This is a genomic window from Corynebacterium sp. CTNIH16 (genome assembly GCF_032821655.1).
GTDB lineage: Bacteria > Actinomycetota > Actinomycetes > Mycobacteriales > Mycobacteriaceae > Corynebacterium > Corynebacterium marquesiae.
Map to the genome: position 1 here is coordinate 1 of NZ_JAVBIG010000009.1, position 16,794 is coordinate 16,794.

The 16,794-nt window shown below is 65.8% G+C and carries 18 protein-coding genes and 1 riboswitch; of the genes, 3 read left to right on the forward strand and 15 right to left on the reverse strand.

The features are described from left to right. Positions 1-362: 362 nt before the first annotated feature. Positions 363-677, reverse strand: a complete 315-nt coding sequence (locus tag RAE04_RS08510; protein WP_317027083.1) for a DMT family transporter — start codon at positions 675-677, stop codon at positions 363-365. Between the two features lie 8 nt (positions 678-685). Then, positions 686-756, reverse strand: a riboswitch (guanidine-III (ykkC-III) riboswitch). Between the two features lie 26 nt (positions 757-782). Here RAE04_RS08510 and RAE04_RS08515 point away from each other — a divergent pair. Beyond that, the gene (locus tag RAE04_RS08515; protein ID WP_317027084.1) at positions 783-1,631 is read left to right on the forward strand and encodes an NAD(P)-dependent oxidoreductase; all 849 of its coding nucleotides are present in this window, start codon (positions 783-785) and stop codon (positions 1,629-1,631) included. Positions 1,632-1,747: 116 nt separating this feature from the next. Continuing rightward, a complete protein-coding gene (locus RAE04_RS08520; protein WP_317027085.1) occupies positions 1,748-2,779 on the forward strand; it encodes an HNH endonuclease signature motif containing protein in 1,032 nt (343 codons plus the stop codon). Between the two features lie 70 nt (positions 2,780-2,849). Here the strand turns inward: RAE04_RS08520 and RAE04_RS08525 are convergent, their stop codons facing one another. The 9 genes from RAE04_RS08525 to RAE04_RS08565 form a co-directional block, all read right to left on the reverse strand. After that, positions 2,850-4,229 carry a protoporphyrinogen oxidase gene (locus tag RAE04_RS08525; RefSeq protein ID WP_317027086.1) on the reverse strand — a complete coding sequence of 460 codons (1,380 nt, stop codon included), beginning with the start codon at positions 4,227-4,229 and terminating at the stop codon, positions 2,850-2,852. Continuing rightward, positions 4,230-5,264, reverse strand: a complete 1,035-nt coding sequence (gene hemE, locus RAE04_RS08530) for a uroporphyrinogen decarboxylase (protein ID WP_317027087.1) — start codon at positions 5,262-5,264, stop codon at positions 4,230-4,232. A 37-nt stretch (positions 5,265-5,301) separates the two neighbouring features. Continuing rightward, complete coding sequence (locus RAE04_RS08535) at positions 5,302-5,715, reverse strand: tellurium resistance protein TerC (RefSeq protein ID WP_317027088.1); 414 nt, start codon at positions 5,713-5,715, stop codon at positions 5,302-5,304. Between the two features lie 74 nt (positions 5,716-5,789). Next, on the reverse strand, positions 5,790-6,527 hold the full coding sequence (locus RAE04_RS08540) for a hypothetical protein (protein WP_284836663.1): 738 nt from the start codon (positions 6,525-6,527) through the stop codon (positions 5,790-5,792). Between the two features lie 9 nt (positions 6,528-6,536). Then, complete coding sequence (gene hemB, locus RAE04_RS08545) at positions 6,537-7,520, reverse strand: porphobilinogen synthase (protein WP_317027089.1); 984 nt, start codon at positions 7,518-7,520, stop codon at positions 6,537-6,539. A 28-nt stretch (positions 7,521-7,548) separates the two neighbouring features. Beyond that, positions 7,549-9,225 (reverse strand): uroporphyrinogen-III synthase, encoded by a 1,677-nt coding sequence (locus tag RAE04_RS08550; protein WP_234447402.1) that lies wholly within the window; start codon positions 9,223-9,225, stop codon positions 7,549-7,551. Between the two features lie 208 nt (positions 9,226-9,433). Further along, positions 9,434-10,321, reverse strand: a complete 888-nt coding sequence (hemC, locus tag RAE04_RS08555) for a hydroxymethylbilane synthase (protein ID WP_317027090.1) — start codon at positions 10,319-10,321, stop codon at positions 9,434-9,436. Next, positions 10,322-11,656 (reverse strand): glutamyl-tRNA reductase, encoded by a 1,335-nt coding sequence (locus tag RAE04_RS08560; protein ID WP_317027091.1) that lies wholly within the window; start codon positions 11,654-11,656, stop codon positions 10,322-10,324. It abuts the gene before it with no gap. Positions 11,657-11,729: 73 nt separating this feature from the next. Continuing rightward, positions 11,730-11,972 carry a glutaredoxin family protein gene (locus RAE04_RS08565; RefSeq protein WP_198492452.1) on the reverse strand — a complete coding sequence of 81 codons (243 nt, stop codon included), beginning with the start codon at positions 11,970-11,972 and terminating at the stop codon, positions 11,730-11,732. An 88-nt stretch (positions 11,973-12,060) separates the two neighbouring features. On the opposite strand from RAE04_RS08565, the gene RAE04_RS08570 reads away from it, so the two are divergent. Continuing rightward, complete coding sequence (locus RAE04_RS08570) at positions 12,061-13,098, forward strand: HAD family hydrolase (protein ID WP_239274429.1); 1,038 nt, start codon at positions 12,061-12,063, stop codon at positions 13,096-13,098. A gap of 85 nt (positions 13,099-13,183) precedes the next feature. Here the strand turns inward: RAE04_RS08570 and RAE04_RS08575 are convergent, their stop codons facing one another. The 5 genes from RAE04_RS08575 to RAE04_RS08595 all read right to left on the reverse strand — a co-directional run bounded on the left by RAE04_RS08575 (position 13,184) and on the right by RAE04_RS08595 (position 16,793). Beyond that, positions 13,184-13,285 (reverse strand): 30S ribosomal protein bS22, encoded by a 102-nt coding sequence (locus RAE04_RS08575; protein ID WP_003855542.1) that lies wholly within the window; start codon positions 13,283-13,285, stop codon positions 13,184-13,186. A 238-nt stretch (positions 13,286-13,523) separates the two neighbouring features. Further along, positions 13,524-13,712 (reverse strand): helix-turn-helix domain-containing protein, encoded by a 189-nt coding sequence (locus RAE04_RS08580; protein ID WP_005276651.1) that lies wholly within the window; start codon positions 13,710-13,712, stop codon positions 13,524-13,526. 225 nt (positions 13,713-13,937) lie between these two features. Then, on the reverse strand, positions 13,938-14,729 hold the full coding sequence (gene proC, locus RAE04_RS08585; protein WP_317027092.1) for a pyrroline-5-carboxylate reductase: 792 nt from the start codon (positions 14,727-14,729) through the stop codon (positions 13,938-13,940). Positions 14,730-14,801: 72 nt separating this feature from the next. Then, positions 14,802-15,854 (reverse strand): tripartite tricarboxylate transporter TctB family protein, encoded by a 1,053-nt coding sequence (locus RAE04_RS08590; RefSeq protein WP_317027093.1) that lies wholly within the window; start codon positions 15,852-15,854, stop codon positions 14,802-14,804. A 9-nt stretch (positions 15,855-15,863) separates the two neighbouring features. After that, the gene (locus RAE04_RS08595; protein WP_198492448.1) at positions 15,864-16,793 is read right to left on the reverse strand and encodes a Ppx/GppA phosphatase family protein; all 930 of its coding nucleotides are present in this window, start codon (positions 16,791-16,793) and stop codon (positions 15,864-15,866) included. Between the last annotated feature and the right edge of the window lies 1 nt (position 16,794).

The window sequence follows — 16,794 nt, forward strand, 5'->3', positions numbered from 1 at the left end:
GACCTTCCTCGGGAGGACAAGCCGGCCGCTCCTTCGCCGTCGGCCGAGCAGCCTGTCTCTTCGGACAAGGCGCCTGCTCCTGCGCCTAAACCTGATGCGCATCCTAGCCCGGTTTCTGCTCCCCAGCAGCGTCCCGCACCAGCGCCTGCACTGGCTCCCCGCCCGCAACCTGCGGCGCCGGCCCCACGCCCACCTGCGCGGGATAAAAGCGGCTTTCCGAACCTGAATATCCCGCCGCACGAGGTCCGCGGGCGCATCGAAGACGCGGTGCCTGATGTGCCGGCCGTGCCGGCCGTGCCCGCCGTGCCTGCGCCCGCCCCGCCGGAGTTGCCGCTGCCGCCCGCGCCGCCCATTCCGGGCCTCTAGCTCACCGCTTTCAGCCCCACGATGCCGCCGATGATCATAGCGAGGAATAACTCCTTCCACACCGTGGCGGCCTCGTGTCCAGCGGCGAAGGAGTAAATAACCGCCACCGACGCGCCAACACCCGCCCACACCGCATAGGCCGTGCCCACCGGGATGCTGCGCATCGCCCAGGCCAGCCCGCCCATGGAAATCGCGCAAGCCACGAGGAAAATGAGCGAGGGCCACAGGCGAGTAAAACCTGCGGACTTATCCAGCGCCGCCGCCCACACGGCCTCGAATGCGCCGGAGAAAATCAAGATGAACCACGCCATAGCTGCTTCCTGGCCGTCTTTTCGCGTCGCCGGGTACGGCTCCCTCGTCCGGGGCCCGCACGAAAGGCAGCGAGCCTGCACCCAATGATGGCACACTGGGAAAGCATGAGGATTGCATTTCTTGGAACTGGCCGCATGGGAACCGAACTAGCCCGCCGCCTGCTCAATGAGCAAGACGGCATCGAATTGACCGTATGGAACCGCACCGCCGAGCGCGCCCAACCGCTCGTGGAAGAAGGCGCCGAGCTCGCCACCTCGCCCACCGAGGCCGTAGCGAACGCCGAGGTCATTATTACCTCTCTCTTCGGGCCTGACGATGTCCGCGAGGTCGTCGTCGAGCCGCAGCTCATCCCCGCGGGCGTGACTTGGATCGACACCACCACCGTCTCGCCCAATGATGCCCGCGAGTTCGCCGCCGCCGTGGAAACCTACGTCCACGCCCCAGTCGTCGGCACGCTCGGCCCGGCCCGCGAGGGCAAGCTCGGCGTCTATGTGGGCACGCCTGACGACGCCCGCCGCGAGCAAGCCATGTCCCTCGCCGAGTCCTGGGCGGGCGAAGACAAGCTCATCGGAGTGGAGGCGGCGGCCACGGCGGCCATCGGAAAGCTGCTGGCAAACCTCGCGCTCGCCGTCACCGCCGAGGGCCTGCTCGAAGCCCTGCAGCTCGGCGAGTCCGAGGGCCTAGACTCCGAGGTGGTGCTGCAGATGCTCGATATCACCGGCCTGTCATTCATCGCCAATATGAAGGCGCCGTTTATCACCGGCGAGCGCAATACCGACCCGGGCGATTTCACCGTCGACGCCCTAGCCAAGGACGCCAAGCTCATGGAGATGACCTCCACCAAGCCGCTGCCCGCCCTGACCGCCGCCATCGGCCGCTTCGAGGAAATGCAGGCCATGGGCCACGGGGACCAGGACTTCTCCTCCATCTTCGTCTTCCGCAATAAGGGCTAGTTATCCACAGGCCCGCCGGGCGTGCGGGCGGAAATTCGCCCTTTGGGCCCTAGTTATCCACAGGTTCGCGCGCTCGCCCTCGCGCGGGTTGCGCGCCGTGGCTTAGGCTGCGGGGCATGACAGCCCTTCAGACTTATCTTGCGGCCCTAGCGCCTGGCATCGACATCGTTGCCGGGTGCGCCGGCATGTCTGAAGACCAGCTGCGCGCCGCAGGGGCGCCCAATAAGACGGCCCGCACTTTGCTCACGCTTGCCGACGCCCTCTTTGCCCCCACCTCCTTCACCCGCCAGCAACGCCAGGCGGTTACCGCCGCGCGCGACCGCGCCCACCCGCTGCCCACTCTGGAGGTTATCGAGCGCTACGCCTCCCGCGCTAAGACCAAGCGCGATGCCTGGCGCCTGCGCGTGGAGCTGTGTCGCACTGCCGCCGATACCGATGAGATGGAAAAGCTGGCGCGCAAGAAGCTGCGCGAGCTCAATCCCCCAGCCCCGCCGCTCCCCGGCGTGCGCATCCGCCGCCGCAAGGACGCGCCGTGGACCCTCGCGATTACCGGGCCCTCTTCGCTCATCGCGGATTTGGAATCCAGCCTGGATGAGGATGCTCCGCTCGATTCCGTTGCGGAGCTCTTCTCCCCTTCCGGCGCCGCCCCAGCCACCCGTCCGACCATTACGACGAATGCAATTATCACGCTCGACGAACTCGACCGCATCATCGATGGCGACGGCGAGGAAATCACCATCCAGCTCACCAACGGTGCCCGCCTCACCGGCGCGGAACTCGTTTCGCGCACGCTGGCAGAGCGCGGGCTTATCACCCTCGTTCACCCCTTCGAGGGCGCGGTCAATCTCTACCGCACGGAACGCATGGCCAGTGAAAAGCAACGGCTCATGGCTGCTGCCGAAAATCCGGTATGCCCGTGGGTCGAATGCAACTATCCGGCGGATAAATGCCAGGTACACCACTTGCAGGCGTGGCGACACGGCGGCGATACCAATATGGCAAACCTCGCGACCTGTTGCCCGTACCACAACGGCGTCAACGACGATGACCCGAATGCCCCACCGGTGCGCGGGCGCCTCGTTCGACGCCGAGGCCGCGTGGTGTGGCAGCCGCCCTGGGCTCACACCGCGCCATCATCGCCCCAGTAGCCCCGCAACCGCCAGGCAGCAGGATGCCCTGCTGCCGCATTGGCATGCCCGCAGCTAGCGAGCCCCGCCGCTAGCGAGCGATGCGGGCCGCAGCAGCGCGGGCGTCCGCGATAACGTTTGGCACCCCAACCCCGCCGGCCCAAGCGCCGGCGGCATCGATGCCCGGCGTCGCCGCGAGGGCACCGCGCGCACCGGCCACGGTTTCCAGGTGGCCGGCATCAAAGCGCGGCAGGCCGCCGAACCAGCGCTGGGTGAAAATCTCGGCAACGCCCGCGGCGCGGCCGTCGAAGCCGGTAAGCCGCTGAAGGTCGTCGAGGGCGTAGTCGACGAGGTCATCTTCCTCGGCGCGGACGATGGCGTCGTCGCCAAAGCGGCCGAAGGAGGCGCGCACGAGAGCCCCGCCGCGCTCTGCCAAGTGCGGCCACTTGCGCGAGGACAGCGTGAATGCCTTGGCGTGAACGTCGTCTTGGTCGGTGGCCACGAGGATGCCAGAGTTCTGCGGCAATGCCTTGCCGGCCGGGTCCGTGTCAGACTCAAATTTCAGGCCCACGACTGCCGACGCCGCTAGCTTCACGCTCTTCAACCGCTCCGCCGCCCGCGGGGACACCTTGGGCAGCAGGCGCGCTGCGGTCGGGGCCGGGGTGGCCACCAGCACGCGGTCAAAGGGGACGGTATCGCCGGGTGCGCCGGCCAAGCGGAATTTCTCGCCCTCGCGAGTGATGCCCGAGATGAAGGTATCGAGGTAGATCTTGGCACGCGATTTATCGGCCAGTGCCTCGTAGAGTTCTGCGTAGCCGCCGCGGAAGGTCTGAAAGACGGGTCCGCCGCTGCTCGGCTTGGCCACGCTGGCCTCTTCCAACGAGCGAACCGCGGCCGAGAGTGTGACTGGGCCGCGCTCGGAGAGCGCGTCGAGGGTCTCGGCCAGCGCTGGGATGGTCGCGCGCATACCCAGGTCATCGGCCGAGCAGGAGTAGACGCCGCCGAGGAGGGCGGAGATGACGTGGTCTACGAGGTCGTCGCCAAACTGCTGGCGCACCAGGCGGCCCACGGAGACGTCGCTCCCAGCCGTCCACTCGAAAGGCTCCTCGTTATCGATGCGACGCGCAGTCTCGACCGAGACCAAGTGTGCGACCGGCTCCGAATGCGAAGGAATGCCCATCATCCCGCCGCGCGGCAGCGGCTTAAGCTCGCCGGAGTACACCAGCGAGTGCAGACCGGAGGGCTCAACCAGGCTGTCGCCCAGGCCGAGGGATTCGATGAACTCCACGGCGTCGTGGCGGCGGGCGAGGAAGGCCTCGGCGCCCATGTCGGTGGGGCCGTCATTAAACGGCACGGAGTACAGCTTGCCGCCGATACGGCCGGCGGCCTCGAAAACCTCAACGTCGTGGTCGCGCAGCTCGTAAGCGGCCGTCAAGCCCGCCAGGCCAGCACCAATAATCGCAATACGCATTTAGCCCTCCTCGTGGATGATGGATACGGCGCGGGTGATGGCCTCCGCGTCGGTAGTTGGCAAGACCCCGTGGCCGAGGTTCCAGATATGGCCGTCAATATCGCCGCGCTCGCGGGCTCGGTCGACCTCGCCGCGGATGGTGCGCACGGCCTGGCGCACGGCGGCATCGCCGGCAAAAAGCATGGCCGGGTCGAGGTTACCCTGCAGCACGCGGGCGCTTACGCGCTCGGCCGCGGCGTCCATGGGCACGCGATAATCGACGCCCATAACTTCCGACCCCGCCTCCGACATGGCCGGCAGCAGCTCGCCGGTGCCGACGCCGAAGTGAATGCGTGGAATCTCCACGCCGGCCAGGATTTCCCGGGAGTACGGAAGCACAAACTCGCGGTAGTCGCGCTCGTTGAGGTAGCCGGCCCAGGAATCGAAAAGCTGCATGGCATCAATGCCGGCATCGACCTGCACCTGCAGGAAGCGGGTGATGGTCGGCACTAGGCGGCGCATGAGCATGTGCCAGGTCTCCGGATCTGCGTGCATGAGGGCCTTGGTACGCTCGTGGTTCTTGGATGGCCCGCCCTCAATGAGGTAGCTGGCCAACGTGAACGGCGCGCCAACAAAGCCAATGAGCGCTTGGGTTTCGGTGAGCTCGGCCAGGATGCGGGCGATACCTTCGGTAACTTCGGGGACGTCAGTCTCCAGCAGCGGCAGCTTGCCGACGTCCTCCCTACTCCTCACCGCCTTTTCCATCACCGGCCCACGCCCCGGCACGATATCGACCTTGACGCCGGCGGCCTTGAGCGGGACGACGATATCGGAGAATAAAATGGCGGCGTCGACGTCGTGGCGGCGCACCGGCTGCAGTGTAATCTCGGCCAGCAGCTCCGGCATGAAGCAAGAATCGAGCATGCTAATCCCCTCGCGGGCGGCGCGGTACTCCGGCAGCGAGCGGCCGGCCTGGCGCATGAACCAGACTGGGGGGCGGGAGGGGGTGCGGCCGAGGGCGGCGTCGATAAGCGGGGCACGATTGAGTCGAGACATGCCCCAATTATGAATCAAAAGTTGGAGTGAGGGCTAATTAGCCACGCAAGCTGCGGTCCTTGATGAAGCGGTTGGACTGCGGCTGGAAAAGCAGCGCGAGGGCGACGAGCAAGGTGATGGGGATAATCAGCAGCCCGAGCCCGCCGATCCCGAGTGCGAGGGCGGCGATATTGGTAAAAAGCGCGAACGCGATGACCACGGTAATGATGCGGCGCGCCCACTTGGACCCGCCGGCCAGCTGCGCCGCGAAGAGCGCAAGCAGGATGGCGCCGACGGCATTGGTCACCGCGACGAACAGGCGATTCGAGTGGAGATACTCCGCTACTTGCGCATTCTGCGGCTCTGCCTGTGGCCCGCCCGAGCCGAAGATGCCCACCATGCCGCTCACCAGCATGATCACGGCGCTGACGACGAGCAGCCAATATGCCCAACGCAGGGGCCGCGGCCACACGTCGAGGCTCTCCTTGGCCAAGGTGTTTGGGGCCGCCCGGTTATAGTCCCGGGGCCCGGGCCGATCGGTATTGCTCATCGCTCATCCTCCCGGTCGGTCCGGTCAGCGCGGTCGGTGCGGTTGGTGTGGTCGGCGCGATCGCGCTTGCTGCACTGGTCGCCCTTGGAACGCTTGCGCTCTTCTTCGGCGCGCTTCTTCTCGCGCTGCGCTTGCTCGAGTTCCTTTTCCAGCTCGCGCATCTGCTCGAGCTCGCCGGTGTAATCCAAGGTATCGGCCCGCACGGAGAAAATCAGGCCGAGCACCGCCGCGACGCCGACGAGAATTTGCACCATGCCATCGGCGGCAAAGAGCCAATCGGGCACATCCGCGCCGGCTGGGGTGACCATAAAGGTCAGCAGGATGCGGAATCCGAAGTAGATCGAAAAAGCGAACCACACGCGGCGCGAGGTGCCGGCCCGCTTGCTGCGGTTAGCAAGGGACCGCAACAGGAAGGCCAACAGCACGATAATCGCCAAGGAAATGGCAGCCGAAAGAGCGACGGAGCCGTAGGCGGCGGTGCGGAGGAAGGCGTCGGAAAGCTGGGCTTCATCCACGCCGGCCGGTGCGGATTTGGCCATCTCCTTGGCCTGCGACATGAGTACGTCGTGGTTGAGCAGCGTGAGCACCACGTTGAGCACCTGGTGCACGGCCTCGCCGCATAGCGCGCCCAGCCACAGCCACAGCATGTACGTCACGGACTCCGGCCGCTGCTGCTGCCGCGGCGGGCGTTGCGTGCGAGGGGCAGGGGCGGGCGACGGGGGCGTAGCAGTCACAGGGGTCCTTTACTTGAGAAGGCGGGCGGCTTCGGTAGCGAAGTAGGTCAGAATCTGGCCGGCGCCGGCGCGCTTGAATGCGGTCAGCGACTCGAGCATGATGGCCTCGCCGTCGATCCACCCGTTGGCGGCCGCGGCCTTGACCATCGCGTACTCACCGGAGACCTGGTAGACCGCGACCGGCACGGGAGAAGTCTCCGCCACGGCCGAGAGCACGTCCAAGTAGGGCAGACCGGGCTTGACCATGACGAAGTCCGCGCCCTCTTCGATGTCGAGCTCGGCTTCGAGCAGGGATTCGCGGAAGTTGCGCGGGTCCTGCTGATAGGTGCGGCGGTCGCCCTCGAGGGAGGAACCCACCGCGTCGCGGAACGGGCCGAAGAAGGCAGAAGCGTACTTGGCGGAATAAGCCATGATGGCCACGTCCTCGTGGCCGGCCTCGTCGAGATCGGCGCGGATGGCGGCAACCTGGCCGTCCATCATGCCGGACGGGGAGACGATCTGGGCGCCGGCGCGGGCTTGGGAGCGGGCCATGTCTTGGTAGAGCTTGACGGATTCGTCGTTAAGCACGCGGCCCTTGTCATCCAGCACGCCGCAGTGGCCGTGGGAGGTGAATTCGTCGAGGCAGGTATCGGCCATAACGATGAGGTCATCGCCGAATTCCTCGTGCAGGCAGGAAATACCGCGGTTCAAAATGCCCTGCGGGTCCCAGGCGACGGAGCCGGTGTCATCTTTTTCTTCCTCCAGCGGCACGCCGAAGAGGTCGACGCAGGTCACGCCGGCCTCCAGCGCCTCCTCGGCCGCGCGACGCAGCGAGTCGAAAGTGTGCTGGTAGACGCCCGGCATGGAGGGAATCTCGCGCGGGGCGTCGAGACCGTCCACGATGAACATGGGCAAAATCAGGTCCGAGGGGCGGACCTCGGTTTCGGCCACGAGGTTGCGCATCTGTGGGGTGGTGCGCAGGCGGCGTGGACGTCGGGCTGGGAAGGTGCTCATTGGGTACTCCTTAGAGCGAGACTAAAACTTATGCCTTGTCGACCTTAGTAGCCTTCTTGCGCGAGCGGCGTTTCTTGCGCGGCGCGGGCAGGTTTCCGGCGGCGCGGAGGGCGGCGACGTGGTCTGCGAGGGCGTCGACAAGCGCGGGCACGTCGGCGACTTCGGGCACCACATCGACGCGCAGGCCCATCTCTTCCGCGGCCGCTCTTGCCGACGGCCCGATACACGCAATGATCGTCCGCTGGTGCGGTTTGCCAGCAATGCCCACCAGATTGCGCACAGTGGACCCGGAGGTGAAGGCGACGGCGTCGAAGCCGCCGGTCTTGATCATGTCGCGGATTTCGGCCGAAGGTGGGGCGGCGCGGACGGTGCGGTAGGCTACGACGTCGTCGACCTCCCAGTCGAGGGCCTTGAGCCCGTCAACTAGGGTATCGGCCGCGATATCGGCGCGCGGGAGCAGGACGCGGCCGACGGCGTCGATATCTTCCACAAAGTTGGGGAAGACATCGAGCAGGCCCTCGGCGTTCTGCTTCTTCTTGTGTGGCAGAAGCTCCGGGACCATGCCTTTGGCGCGGATGGCGGCCGCAGTCTTCGTGCCCACGGCCGCAAGGTGGACGCCGGCGAAATCGCGGGCATCGAGGCCGAGCTGAGCAATCTTGTCCCACACCGCGGTCACGGCGTTGACGGAGGTGAAGACGATCCACTTATAGCGGCCCTCGACGATGCCCTTGATGGCGCGGTCCATCTGCGCCGGGTTGCGCGGCGGCTCGATGGAGATGGTGGGCACGTTTTGCGGGATGGCGCCGTAGCCGGCCAGGCGCGCGGACATCGGGCCGGCTTGTTCCTTGGTGCGCGGGACGAGCACGCGCCAGCCGTAGAGGGGGCGGTTTTCCCACCAGGAGTATTTGGTGCGGTCATCGATGCTGCGGCCGAGGGTGACCACGAGCGGGCCGGTGAGGTCAGCGTCCAGCTTTCCCATGGTGCCCAGCGTGGTCTCATAGGTGCGCTGCAGGCGGGTGGTGCCGTGGACGGTGACGAATGCTTCGGTCTCGGCCGGCATGCCGCGCTGCTGCAGCTCGTCGGAGATGACCGGCAAGTCCTCCTTGGTAGCCTGCAGGACGATGGGCTGGGTGGCATTGGCCAGCGCGTCCCAATCGGCGCCGTCGGTTACGTCGGCCTCGGTATAGGTCGAGCCGAGCGCAATACCGGCAAAGGACGGCACGGTAGACGGCAGGGACATGCCCGGCACTACCTGGAATTCCAGGCCGGCAGACGCCACGGCGTTGATCTCGGCTTTGATGGACTCGCGGTGCAGCGGGTTGCCGGTGACCAGGCGGATGACGTCCTCTCCATCGGCTTCGACCAAGCACTCGCGCAGCTGGCCGACGATATCTTCGGCCGGCTCGTACAGCACCGCGGCCGTCGGCGGCGCGGGGCGCGGCGGTTTGCGGCGCGCGCCCTTGGCCTTGGCATCGGCGCACATTTGGGCGTATTCGGCCTCGGCGGCGTCGAGAAGCTCTTGCGGAACGGGCAGCGCGGCGGCGACGGCATCGCGCACGCCTTGCATGACCTGCGGATCGGTCACGGCGATGGCACTATTTGCCAGAACCTCGCGGGCGCGCACGGTCAGCAGGTCGGGATTACCTGGACCAGCGCCCACAAAGACGATCTTGCCCAATTGGGTGTCTGGCGCGGCATTGCTCATAAAGTTCTTTTCTAAAATCGGGCGCGCGGCACCGCGCACGGACATGATCGCATGCGGTGTGGTTCCCCGCGCCGGCGGTGGGTGACACGGTCATAACGGCCAAAATCCCAGGCCTTGCGTCCTGGGATGCCCTTAAAGGGGGCCGGATCATTGCGGGACAATGATCTGTGGTATCTACACCTTAAATTATTAGCGGCTAAAGGCGAAATTACTTGCCCAGCAGCTCGGCCGCGCCACCGGCGAAAAGCTCGTCCGAGATGCGCGCGCCAAGATCGGCGGCTTTGGCCGCAGAGCCGGAGGCGGTGGCGGTGAGCTGGCGGGATCCGTCGAGCGCGAAGACGCCGCCGCGCACGGTGAGCTGGTCGCCGTCCCAGCGCGAGGTGGCGGCCACCGGCGCGGTACAGCCGGCCTCGAGGCGGGCCAGTACGGCGCGCTCACCAGCAGCGGCGGCCGAGGCACGCTCGTCCACGATGGCATCGAGGGCCGCAGCAGCCTCGGTGCCGGCCACGGCCTCAATGGCGAGTGCGCCCTGGGCCGGTGCCGGCATGAAGACGGTAGGCTCAAAGATTTCGGTGGCACGGTCTGCGTAGCCGCCGCGCAGCAGGCCGGCGTAGGCGAGCAGGACGGCGTCGAGCTCGCCGTCGGTGACCTTGGACATGCGGGTATCGATATTGCCGCGCAGCGGGCGAATCTCCAGGTCCGAGCGGAGGGCGGCCAGCTGGGAGATGCGGCGTGGGGCGGAGGTGCCCACGCGCGCGCCCTGCGGCAGCTGCTCCAGGCTCAGGCCATCGCGGGCGACGAGCGCCTCGCGGGAATCCTGACGCTGCGGCACGACGAGGCGGAAGCGATCATCGGGCGCGGTGGGCAGGTCCTTAAACGAGTGCACGGCAATATCGCATTCACCGGCATAGAGCGCCTCGCGCAGCGCCTGGGTAAATACGCCGACGCCGATGCGCTCGACGGGCGCCATATTGACGTCGCCGGCGGTGGTCACGATGTGGATTTGGGAGTCAAAGCCGGCGTCGATAAGCCAATCGCGCACATGGCCCGCCTGGGTGGTGGCGAGCTTGGAGCCGCGGGTACCAATCTGAAACATTTAGGCCTCCTTAGTCATGGTGGGCAATTCATTGACGGCCACGGACACGCCGGAGCCTTCCAGCTGCAGGCCAAAGAGTTCCTGCAGGGCGTTCTCGCTGCTGACGCTGCTTTCCGACGCCGCCAGCTTCTTCGCCCGCACCGTCGGTTCATGCAGCAGCTTATCGGCCACGCGCTTAAGGGCGCGCTGGACGTCCTCAAGTTGCTTGCCCGCGAGCTCGGGGTGCTTGTGTTGCAGGCGCGCGGCCTCGCACTCGACGAGGTCGGCCGCGCGGCGGTGCAGGGCGCTTACGGCCGGGGCGACGTCGCGCACGCGCTGGGCTGAGGTATAGGCCGCGAGTTCTGCGTCGACGATGTGGCGGGCCTGCGCGTGCGGGCTGGTGCCGGCCGCGAGATCGGTGGAGGCAGCCGAGAGCGACTTACTCAGGCGCTCGATATTGACCAGATCCACGCCCTCGGCCGCGGCGGCGGCATCGTCGATATCGCGCGGCAGGGAAAGATCGATGAGCATGAGATCGCGGCCGGCAGGAATGTCGGTGGCCGCGATGGTGAAGTTCTCGGCGCCGGTGGCGGAGATGGCCAGGTCGACGTCGGAAAGCGCGGCGGCGCGCTCGGAAAAGTCCACGACGCGGGTGGCAACGCCGGCTTCCTCGGCGTGGCTGGCCAGGCGCTCGGCGCGCTCGCGGGTGCGGTTGGCCAACACCAGCTCCTTGACGCCTAACCGGCCGGCGTGGGTGGCGGCGAGGGATGCCATGGCGCCCGCGCCAAGGACCAGCGCGGTCTTGCCGCTCAGGTCTTCGGCGTCGAGGCGCTGCAGGGCCTGGTCGAAGGCGAAGGACACCATGGAAGCGCCGGCCTCGTCGATATCGGTCTCGGAGTGGACGCGCTTGCCGGCCCGCAGCGCGGCCTGCGCCAGCGCGTGGATGCGCGGGCCGACCGTGCCCTGCTCCGAGGCGGACTGGTAGGCGCTGCGCACCTGGCCGATGATCTGCTGCTCGCCCACCACCATGGAATCCAGGCCGGAGGTCACGGACATCAGGTGCTCGGCCGCGGCGTCGGCATAGCGCACGTAGAGGTAGTTGCGCAGCTCCTGCTCGCCCACGCCGGAAACCTGGGTGAGCACGCGCACGACTTCTTGCACGCCGGCGTGGAAGGAGCTGGTGACGGTGTAGACCTCCATGCGGTTGCAGGTGGAGATAATCATGGCCTCTGAAAGCGGCTCGGCCGCCACGAGTTGCCCGCAGGCGGAATCCTGGACCGCACTATCCATGCTCAGCTTTTCCAGCAGCGCCACCGGCGCCGACTGGTGGGACATGCCCACGACGAGCACGCTCATGCACAACACTCCTCAACCCTTTGATTGATTTTAATCCTCCAAAAGACTACCCGTCGGTGTCGCGGATCCCGAATCAACCGGCCAGCTCGGCCGCTAACTCCTCGTTGTCTACTTCCCAGCAGGCAAACTCTTCGCCGTCGATGACCACAACGGGCACGCGGTCACCGAACTCCATGGCCAGCTCCGCGTCCTCATCCACGTTACGCACAGCAAGCTCCGCGCCTGCCCGCTTGACGACGGGGGTGATTTGCTCCCTCACGCGCGCGCAAGAACCGCAGGTGGTGCGCACCATGAGCTCGACGAGATGCTGAGACATATTCTCCTCACAAGGACGGCGGCGGTCGAAACCATTACTATGGACACGTTAGTCCACCCCGCGTTTGCGAAAGCTGTTTGTCTCACTCGTGTCCGCTACCACTCCCCCAGGGTTCCCCGAATCCCCCCGCGACTTCTTGGCCAATTGGACCGCCTCGCGCGGTAACCTGCGTAATTTCTTGGAGACCCAAGCGCTCGCCCCGCTGGACGAGGAATCACAGCGCACCGCCGGTGAAGCCGCGGCCGCCGCGGCGCTGGAGGAATTCGGGCTGGAGTTGGAGGATTTCGCCTCCGGCGTGGACTCGGTCACCGGCTCCTATGACGCGGCCGGTGCACAACGCATCACCGCCCAAGACCCAGACGTACCGGTGGATGTGGGCGCGGCAGCGTTTTTCGACGTCGACAACACCCTCATCCAAGGCTCTTCCCTCGTGGAATTCGCCTTTGGCTTGGCGCGCAGGCGCTACTTCCGGCTTTCTGAAATCCTGCCGATTGCGTGGAAGCAGCTCAAGTTCCGCGTCTCCGGCAGCGAAAATGCCAAGGACGTGGCCGTCGGCCGCGCGCAGGCGCTGGAGTTTGTCAAAGGCCGCAGCGTCGACGAGCTGGTGGAGCTATGCGAGGAGATTGTAGACGCCTCGCTGGCCCGCCGCGCCTACCCCGGCACCACACAGCTGGCGGAGATGCACCTAGCCGCCGGCCAGCAAGTGTGGCTGGTCACCGCCACGCCGGTCCAGCTAGCGCAGGTGCTCGCTCGGCGCTTCGGGTTTACCGGCGCGCTCGGCACCGTCGCGGAGGTCAAAGACGGCAAGTTCACCGGCCGGCTGGTCGGCGATATCCTCCACGGGCCCGGCAAAAAGCACGCCGTGGCCGCGCTCGCGACCATCGAAGGCCTCGACCTCTCGCGCTGCACCGCGTATTCGGATTCCGCCAACGACGTGCCCATGTTGTCCATGGTTGGCACCGCCGTAGCCATCAACCCGGACCGCAAGCTGCGCGATATCGCTGGCGACCGTGGCTGGCTCGTGCGCGACTATCGCTCCGTGCGCCGCGCCATCCGCACCTATGGCCTCCCGGCGCTGGCCACCGCCGCCTTTTCCTATGGCGGCTGGCGCTACTACCGGCGGTAGCGAGGGCGGTAGAGGGCGCTGGGGGCTTCGGCAAGCATGCAAAAACCCTCCGCACAATGGCGGAGGGCAAGAAGCGGGCTGGGGTTTACTTGCCCAGCTTACGGCGCTGCACGCGGGTGCGGCGCAGCATCTTGCGGTGCTTCTTCTTGGACATGCGCTTGCGGCGCTTCTTAATGACGGAACCCATGGAGTCCTCACTTTCGTGTAGTACGTACTGTCAAACTTGTCAGCGCTAAAACGGCGAAGGTGCACTCTTGCCGCCGTGGCCACACGGACCGCGGGCCACATCAGCGAGCCGACACGAATGCACACCATCTTACCCAGCACCCAGCCCGTGACCAAAAAGGGCCTATGCGAAACAACAGCGCCCACCACCGCTGACCTCGAGGGCCAACAGAGGTGGGCGCTGTCTGTGCGGCGCGAGCCTAGGCTCCGTAGACGGAAGCCTCCAAGTACTCGTTGACGGCAGACTCGTGAACGCGGAAGGAGCGTCCGACGCGAACAGCCGGCATTTCGCCTGCGTGAACCAAACGGTAGACGGTCATTTTGGAGACGCGCATAATCTCGGCGACCTCCGCGATCGTCAGAAAGGTTCCCTTTTCTTCATTTGCCATATATATCTAACCCTTCAGCTCGTTACGCGCTGTAGGCTTCCCCTCCCACAGGACTTCACGCACGTGCTTGCCCTAGCCTATCGTGAAACATGTGACTAATGCGACCCAAGTGCCAAATTTTTTCACAGCATTCATTAGGGTTTCCCCTAAAAGCGCTGCTTAACACCTGCCCCAGCACTCCCGGGTGGGTACACCCCCACCACGGGGAGGTCGCACACGGAGGCGCTAGCCGAGCTCTTTGGCCTTATCGGAGCAGGCCTCTGCCGCGCGGTAGAACGCGCCGCGCAGGCCGGACTCCTCCAGCTCGCGGACGGCGGCCGCAGTGGTGCCGCCCGGCGAGGTTACGCCAGCGCGCAGCTGGGTGGCCGAGCGGCCAGAGCTAGCCAGCATCTCACCAGAGCCGGCTGCGGCCTGGGCGGCAAGCTTCTCGGCGATGTCGCGGGGAAGGCCGAGCTGCACGCCGGCATCGACAAGCGCTTCTGCCACGAGGAAGAAATAAGCCGGGGAGGAGCCCGCCAGCGCGGTGGCGGCATCGATATTCTTCTCCGGAATGACCGCGACCTCGCCTACGGCCTCGAGCAGCTCGCGGACGCCGTCCATCTGGGCGTCGCTCACGTGATCACCGGCCGCGCAGGTGCACATGCCGCGACGCACCAACATGGGGGTATTGGGCATAACGCGCACCACCGGTACGCCTTCGCCCGCCGCCCCCTGGAGCTGCTTTAGGGTCAGGCCCGCGGCCATGGACACGACCACGGCATCCTTGGCCGGCTCAAGGCCTTCGAGCAGGTCCAGGATGGCGTAGGGCTTCACGCACGCGAAGATATAGTCCGCGCCGTCCACCGCCGCCGCATTATCGCTGGTGACGTTGACGCCATAAGTCTCTTTGAGTTCCTGGCTGCGGGATTCGGTGCGATTGGTGACCGTGATATCCGAGCCCGCAAAACCCGATGCCACGAGTCCCGAGGTCAAAGCCTCGCCGATTTGTCCGCCGCCTAAAATTGCAATCTTTGTCATAGTCTCCACCATGCCAAAAATGCGGAACCCCGGCTACCACGTGGGGTAACCGGGGCGTAGACAAGCGGGGGCTTAGAGCATGACCAACAGCAGTGGGCCGAAGGTCAGGATAAGGCCGGTAAAGCCGGCCAGGAACATGGAGAATCCATCGCGCGCGGTGCGCAGGGCGTGTGTCACGCCCACCATAATCGCGGTGACGCACAGCGCGAGGATGGCGACGACCAGGCGCGGGAAGCTATCCCACAGAATCTCAAAGCCCTTGAAGATGACAATCGCCAGCAGGATACCCGCGACAATCATCAGCAGGATGGATACTGGATTGAGCTTCTCGTGCTCTTCCTCGATCCATTCTTCGTCGTCCTCGACCTTGGGCAGGTTGCCGGTTTCCTCGGCATCCTTAGCGACGCCCGCCTTCTTCGACGCCGGCACCGCTGCCGCAGCGGCCGCTCCAGCACCAGCTGTCGCAGCTCCCGCTCCGGCCGCTTTCGCGCCCTTGTCGGCCTTCGCTGCGGTGGCCTTGTCCGCGCCGGCCTTGTCTGCGGCCGACTTCTCCGCTGCGGGCTTGGTAGCGGCAGGCTTGGCATCGTCCGCCTTCGCCTTACCCACGCGCTGGATTACCGCGGTGTCATCCGCAGAAGGCTGATTCTTCTTCTCCGCCTCCTGTGCCGCGGCGGCAGCAGCCGGCTTTGCGGTCTGCGCTGGCTTGGCGGCAGCCTTGGCTGCGGGCTGGTCCGCGGATTTAGGAGCAGCCTTTGGTTCTGCCTTTGCGGCGGTCTTTGGCGCAGCCTTCGGCGCGGCAGGCTGAGCAGCGGTCGTGGCTGCGGACTGAGAAGCTGGCTTGTCGGTGGACTTCTTTGCGGAGTCGGCATCGGTCGCGTCAGCGGCCTTGGGGGCGCGGATGACGGGAGCGTCCTCGTCGATGGAGACGGAGGTGTGCTTGGCCTCGGCAGGCGAAGCCTCGACCTTCTTGAGGTTGCCGGTTAGCTCGGCAACGGAAATGCCGCCTTCATCGAGGCTGCGGCGGTGGCGGCGCGAACGCTTGTCGTCCTTGCCGCCCTTTTCGCCGCGGGCCTTTTTATCGCGAGCCAGCAGCTCTGCCACGGTCAACTTCTTCTTGTCAGCCATGATCTCTTCCTATTCCAATCCCTTGTCGGTCCGGCGCAAAATGACGCCCTCACGCAGCGCCCACGGGCAGATTTCCAGCTTCTCAATGTCCAAGGCTCGCATGGATGCCTCGGCCACTAGAGCGCCGGCAACGATTTGGTGCGATCGGTTAGAACTTACACCTTCTAGGTCCGCTCTGTCTGCCGCAGTCATGCGGGAGATGAAGGAAATCAACTGGCGCAGACCCGGTGCTGTCAACGTGCGCTTGACGTATGGGCCGGCAGACGAGGGGGCGGAACCCGTCAGGCGCGCCAGCGTGCGGAAGGTTTTGGAGGTACCCACGGCGAGGCCAGCGGGGCCCATGGCCTTCATCTGCTGGGCAACGTCTTCGAGCTCCGCATCGATATAATCGCGCAGCGCACTTACCTTCTTTTTCTCCGGTGGGTCGGTGTCAAACCAGTTATGGGTCAACCGGCCAGCGCCCAGGTCGAGGGAGAAGGCGAGGTCGGGGTGCTCGTCGGTACCGGTGGACAGCTCTAGCGAGCCGCCGCCGATGTCCAGGTTGGTAATACGGCCGGCGGACCAGCCGTACCAGCGGCGTGCGGAGAGGAAGGTCAGCTGGGCTTCTTCCACGCCGGAGAGAATCTGCAGGCGTACGCCGGTCTGCTTTTCCACCTCATCGAGCACGGCCTCCGAATTATGCGCGGAGCGCACTGCCGAGGTAGCAAAGGCGATAAATTCAGCGCAGCCCAACTTATCGCCCAGCTCGCTCGCCTCCGCTACGGCGCTGACCAGCTTCTTTACACCCTTTTCATGGATGTTGCCCTTCTTGTCCAGCTGTTCTACCAGCCGGAGCGGGGTCTTCCAATCACTCATCGGAGTGGGCCGCCCGCCCGTCGCGGCATCGACCGCAACGAGGTGGACGGTATTGCTTCCGACATCTAATACACCTAATCGCACA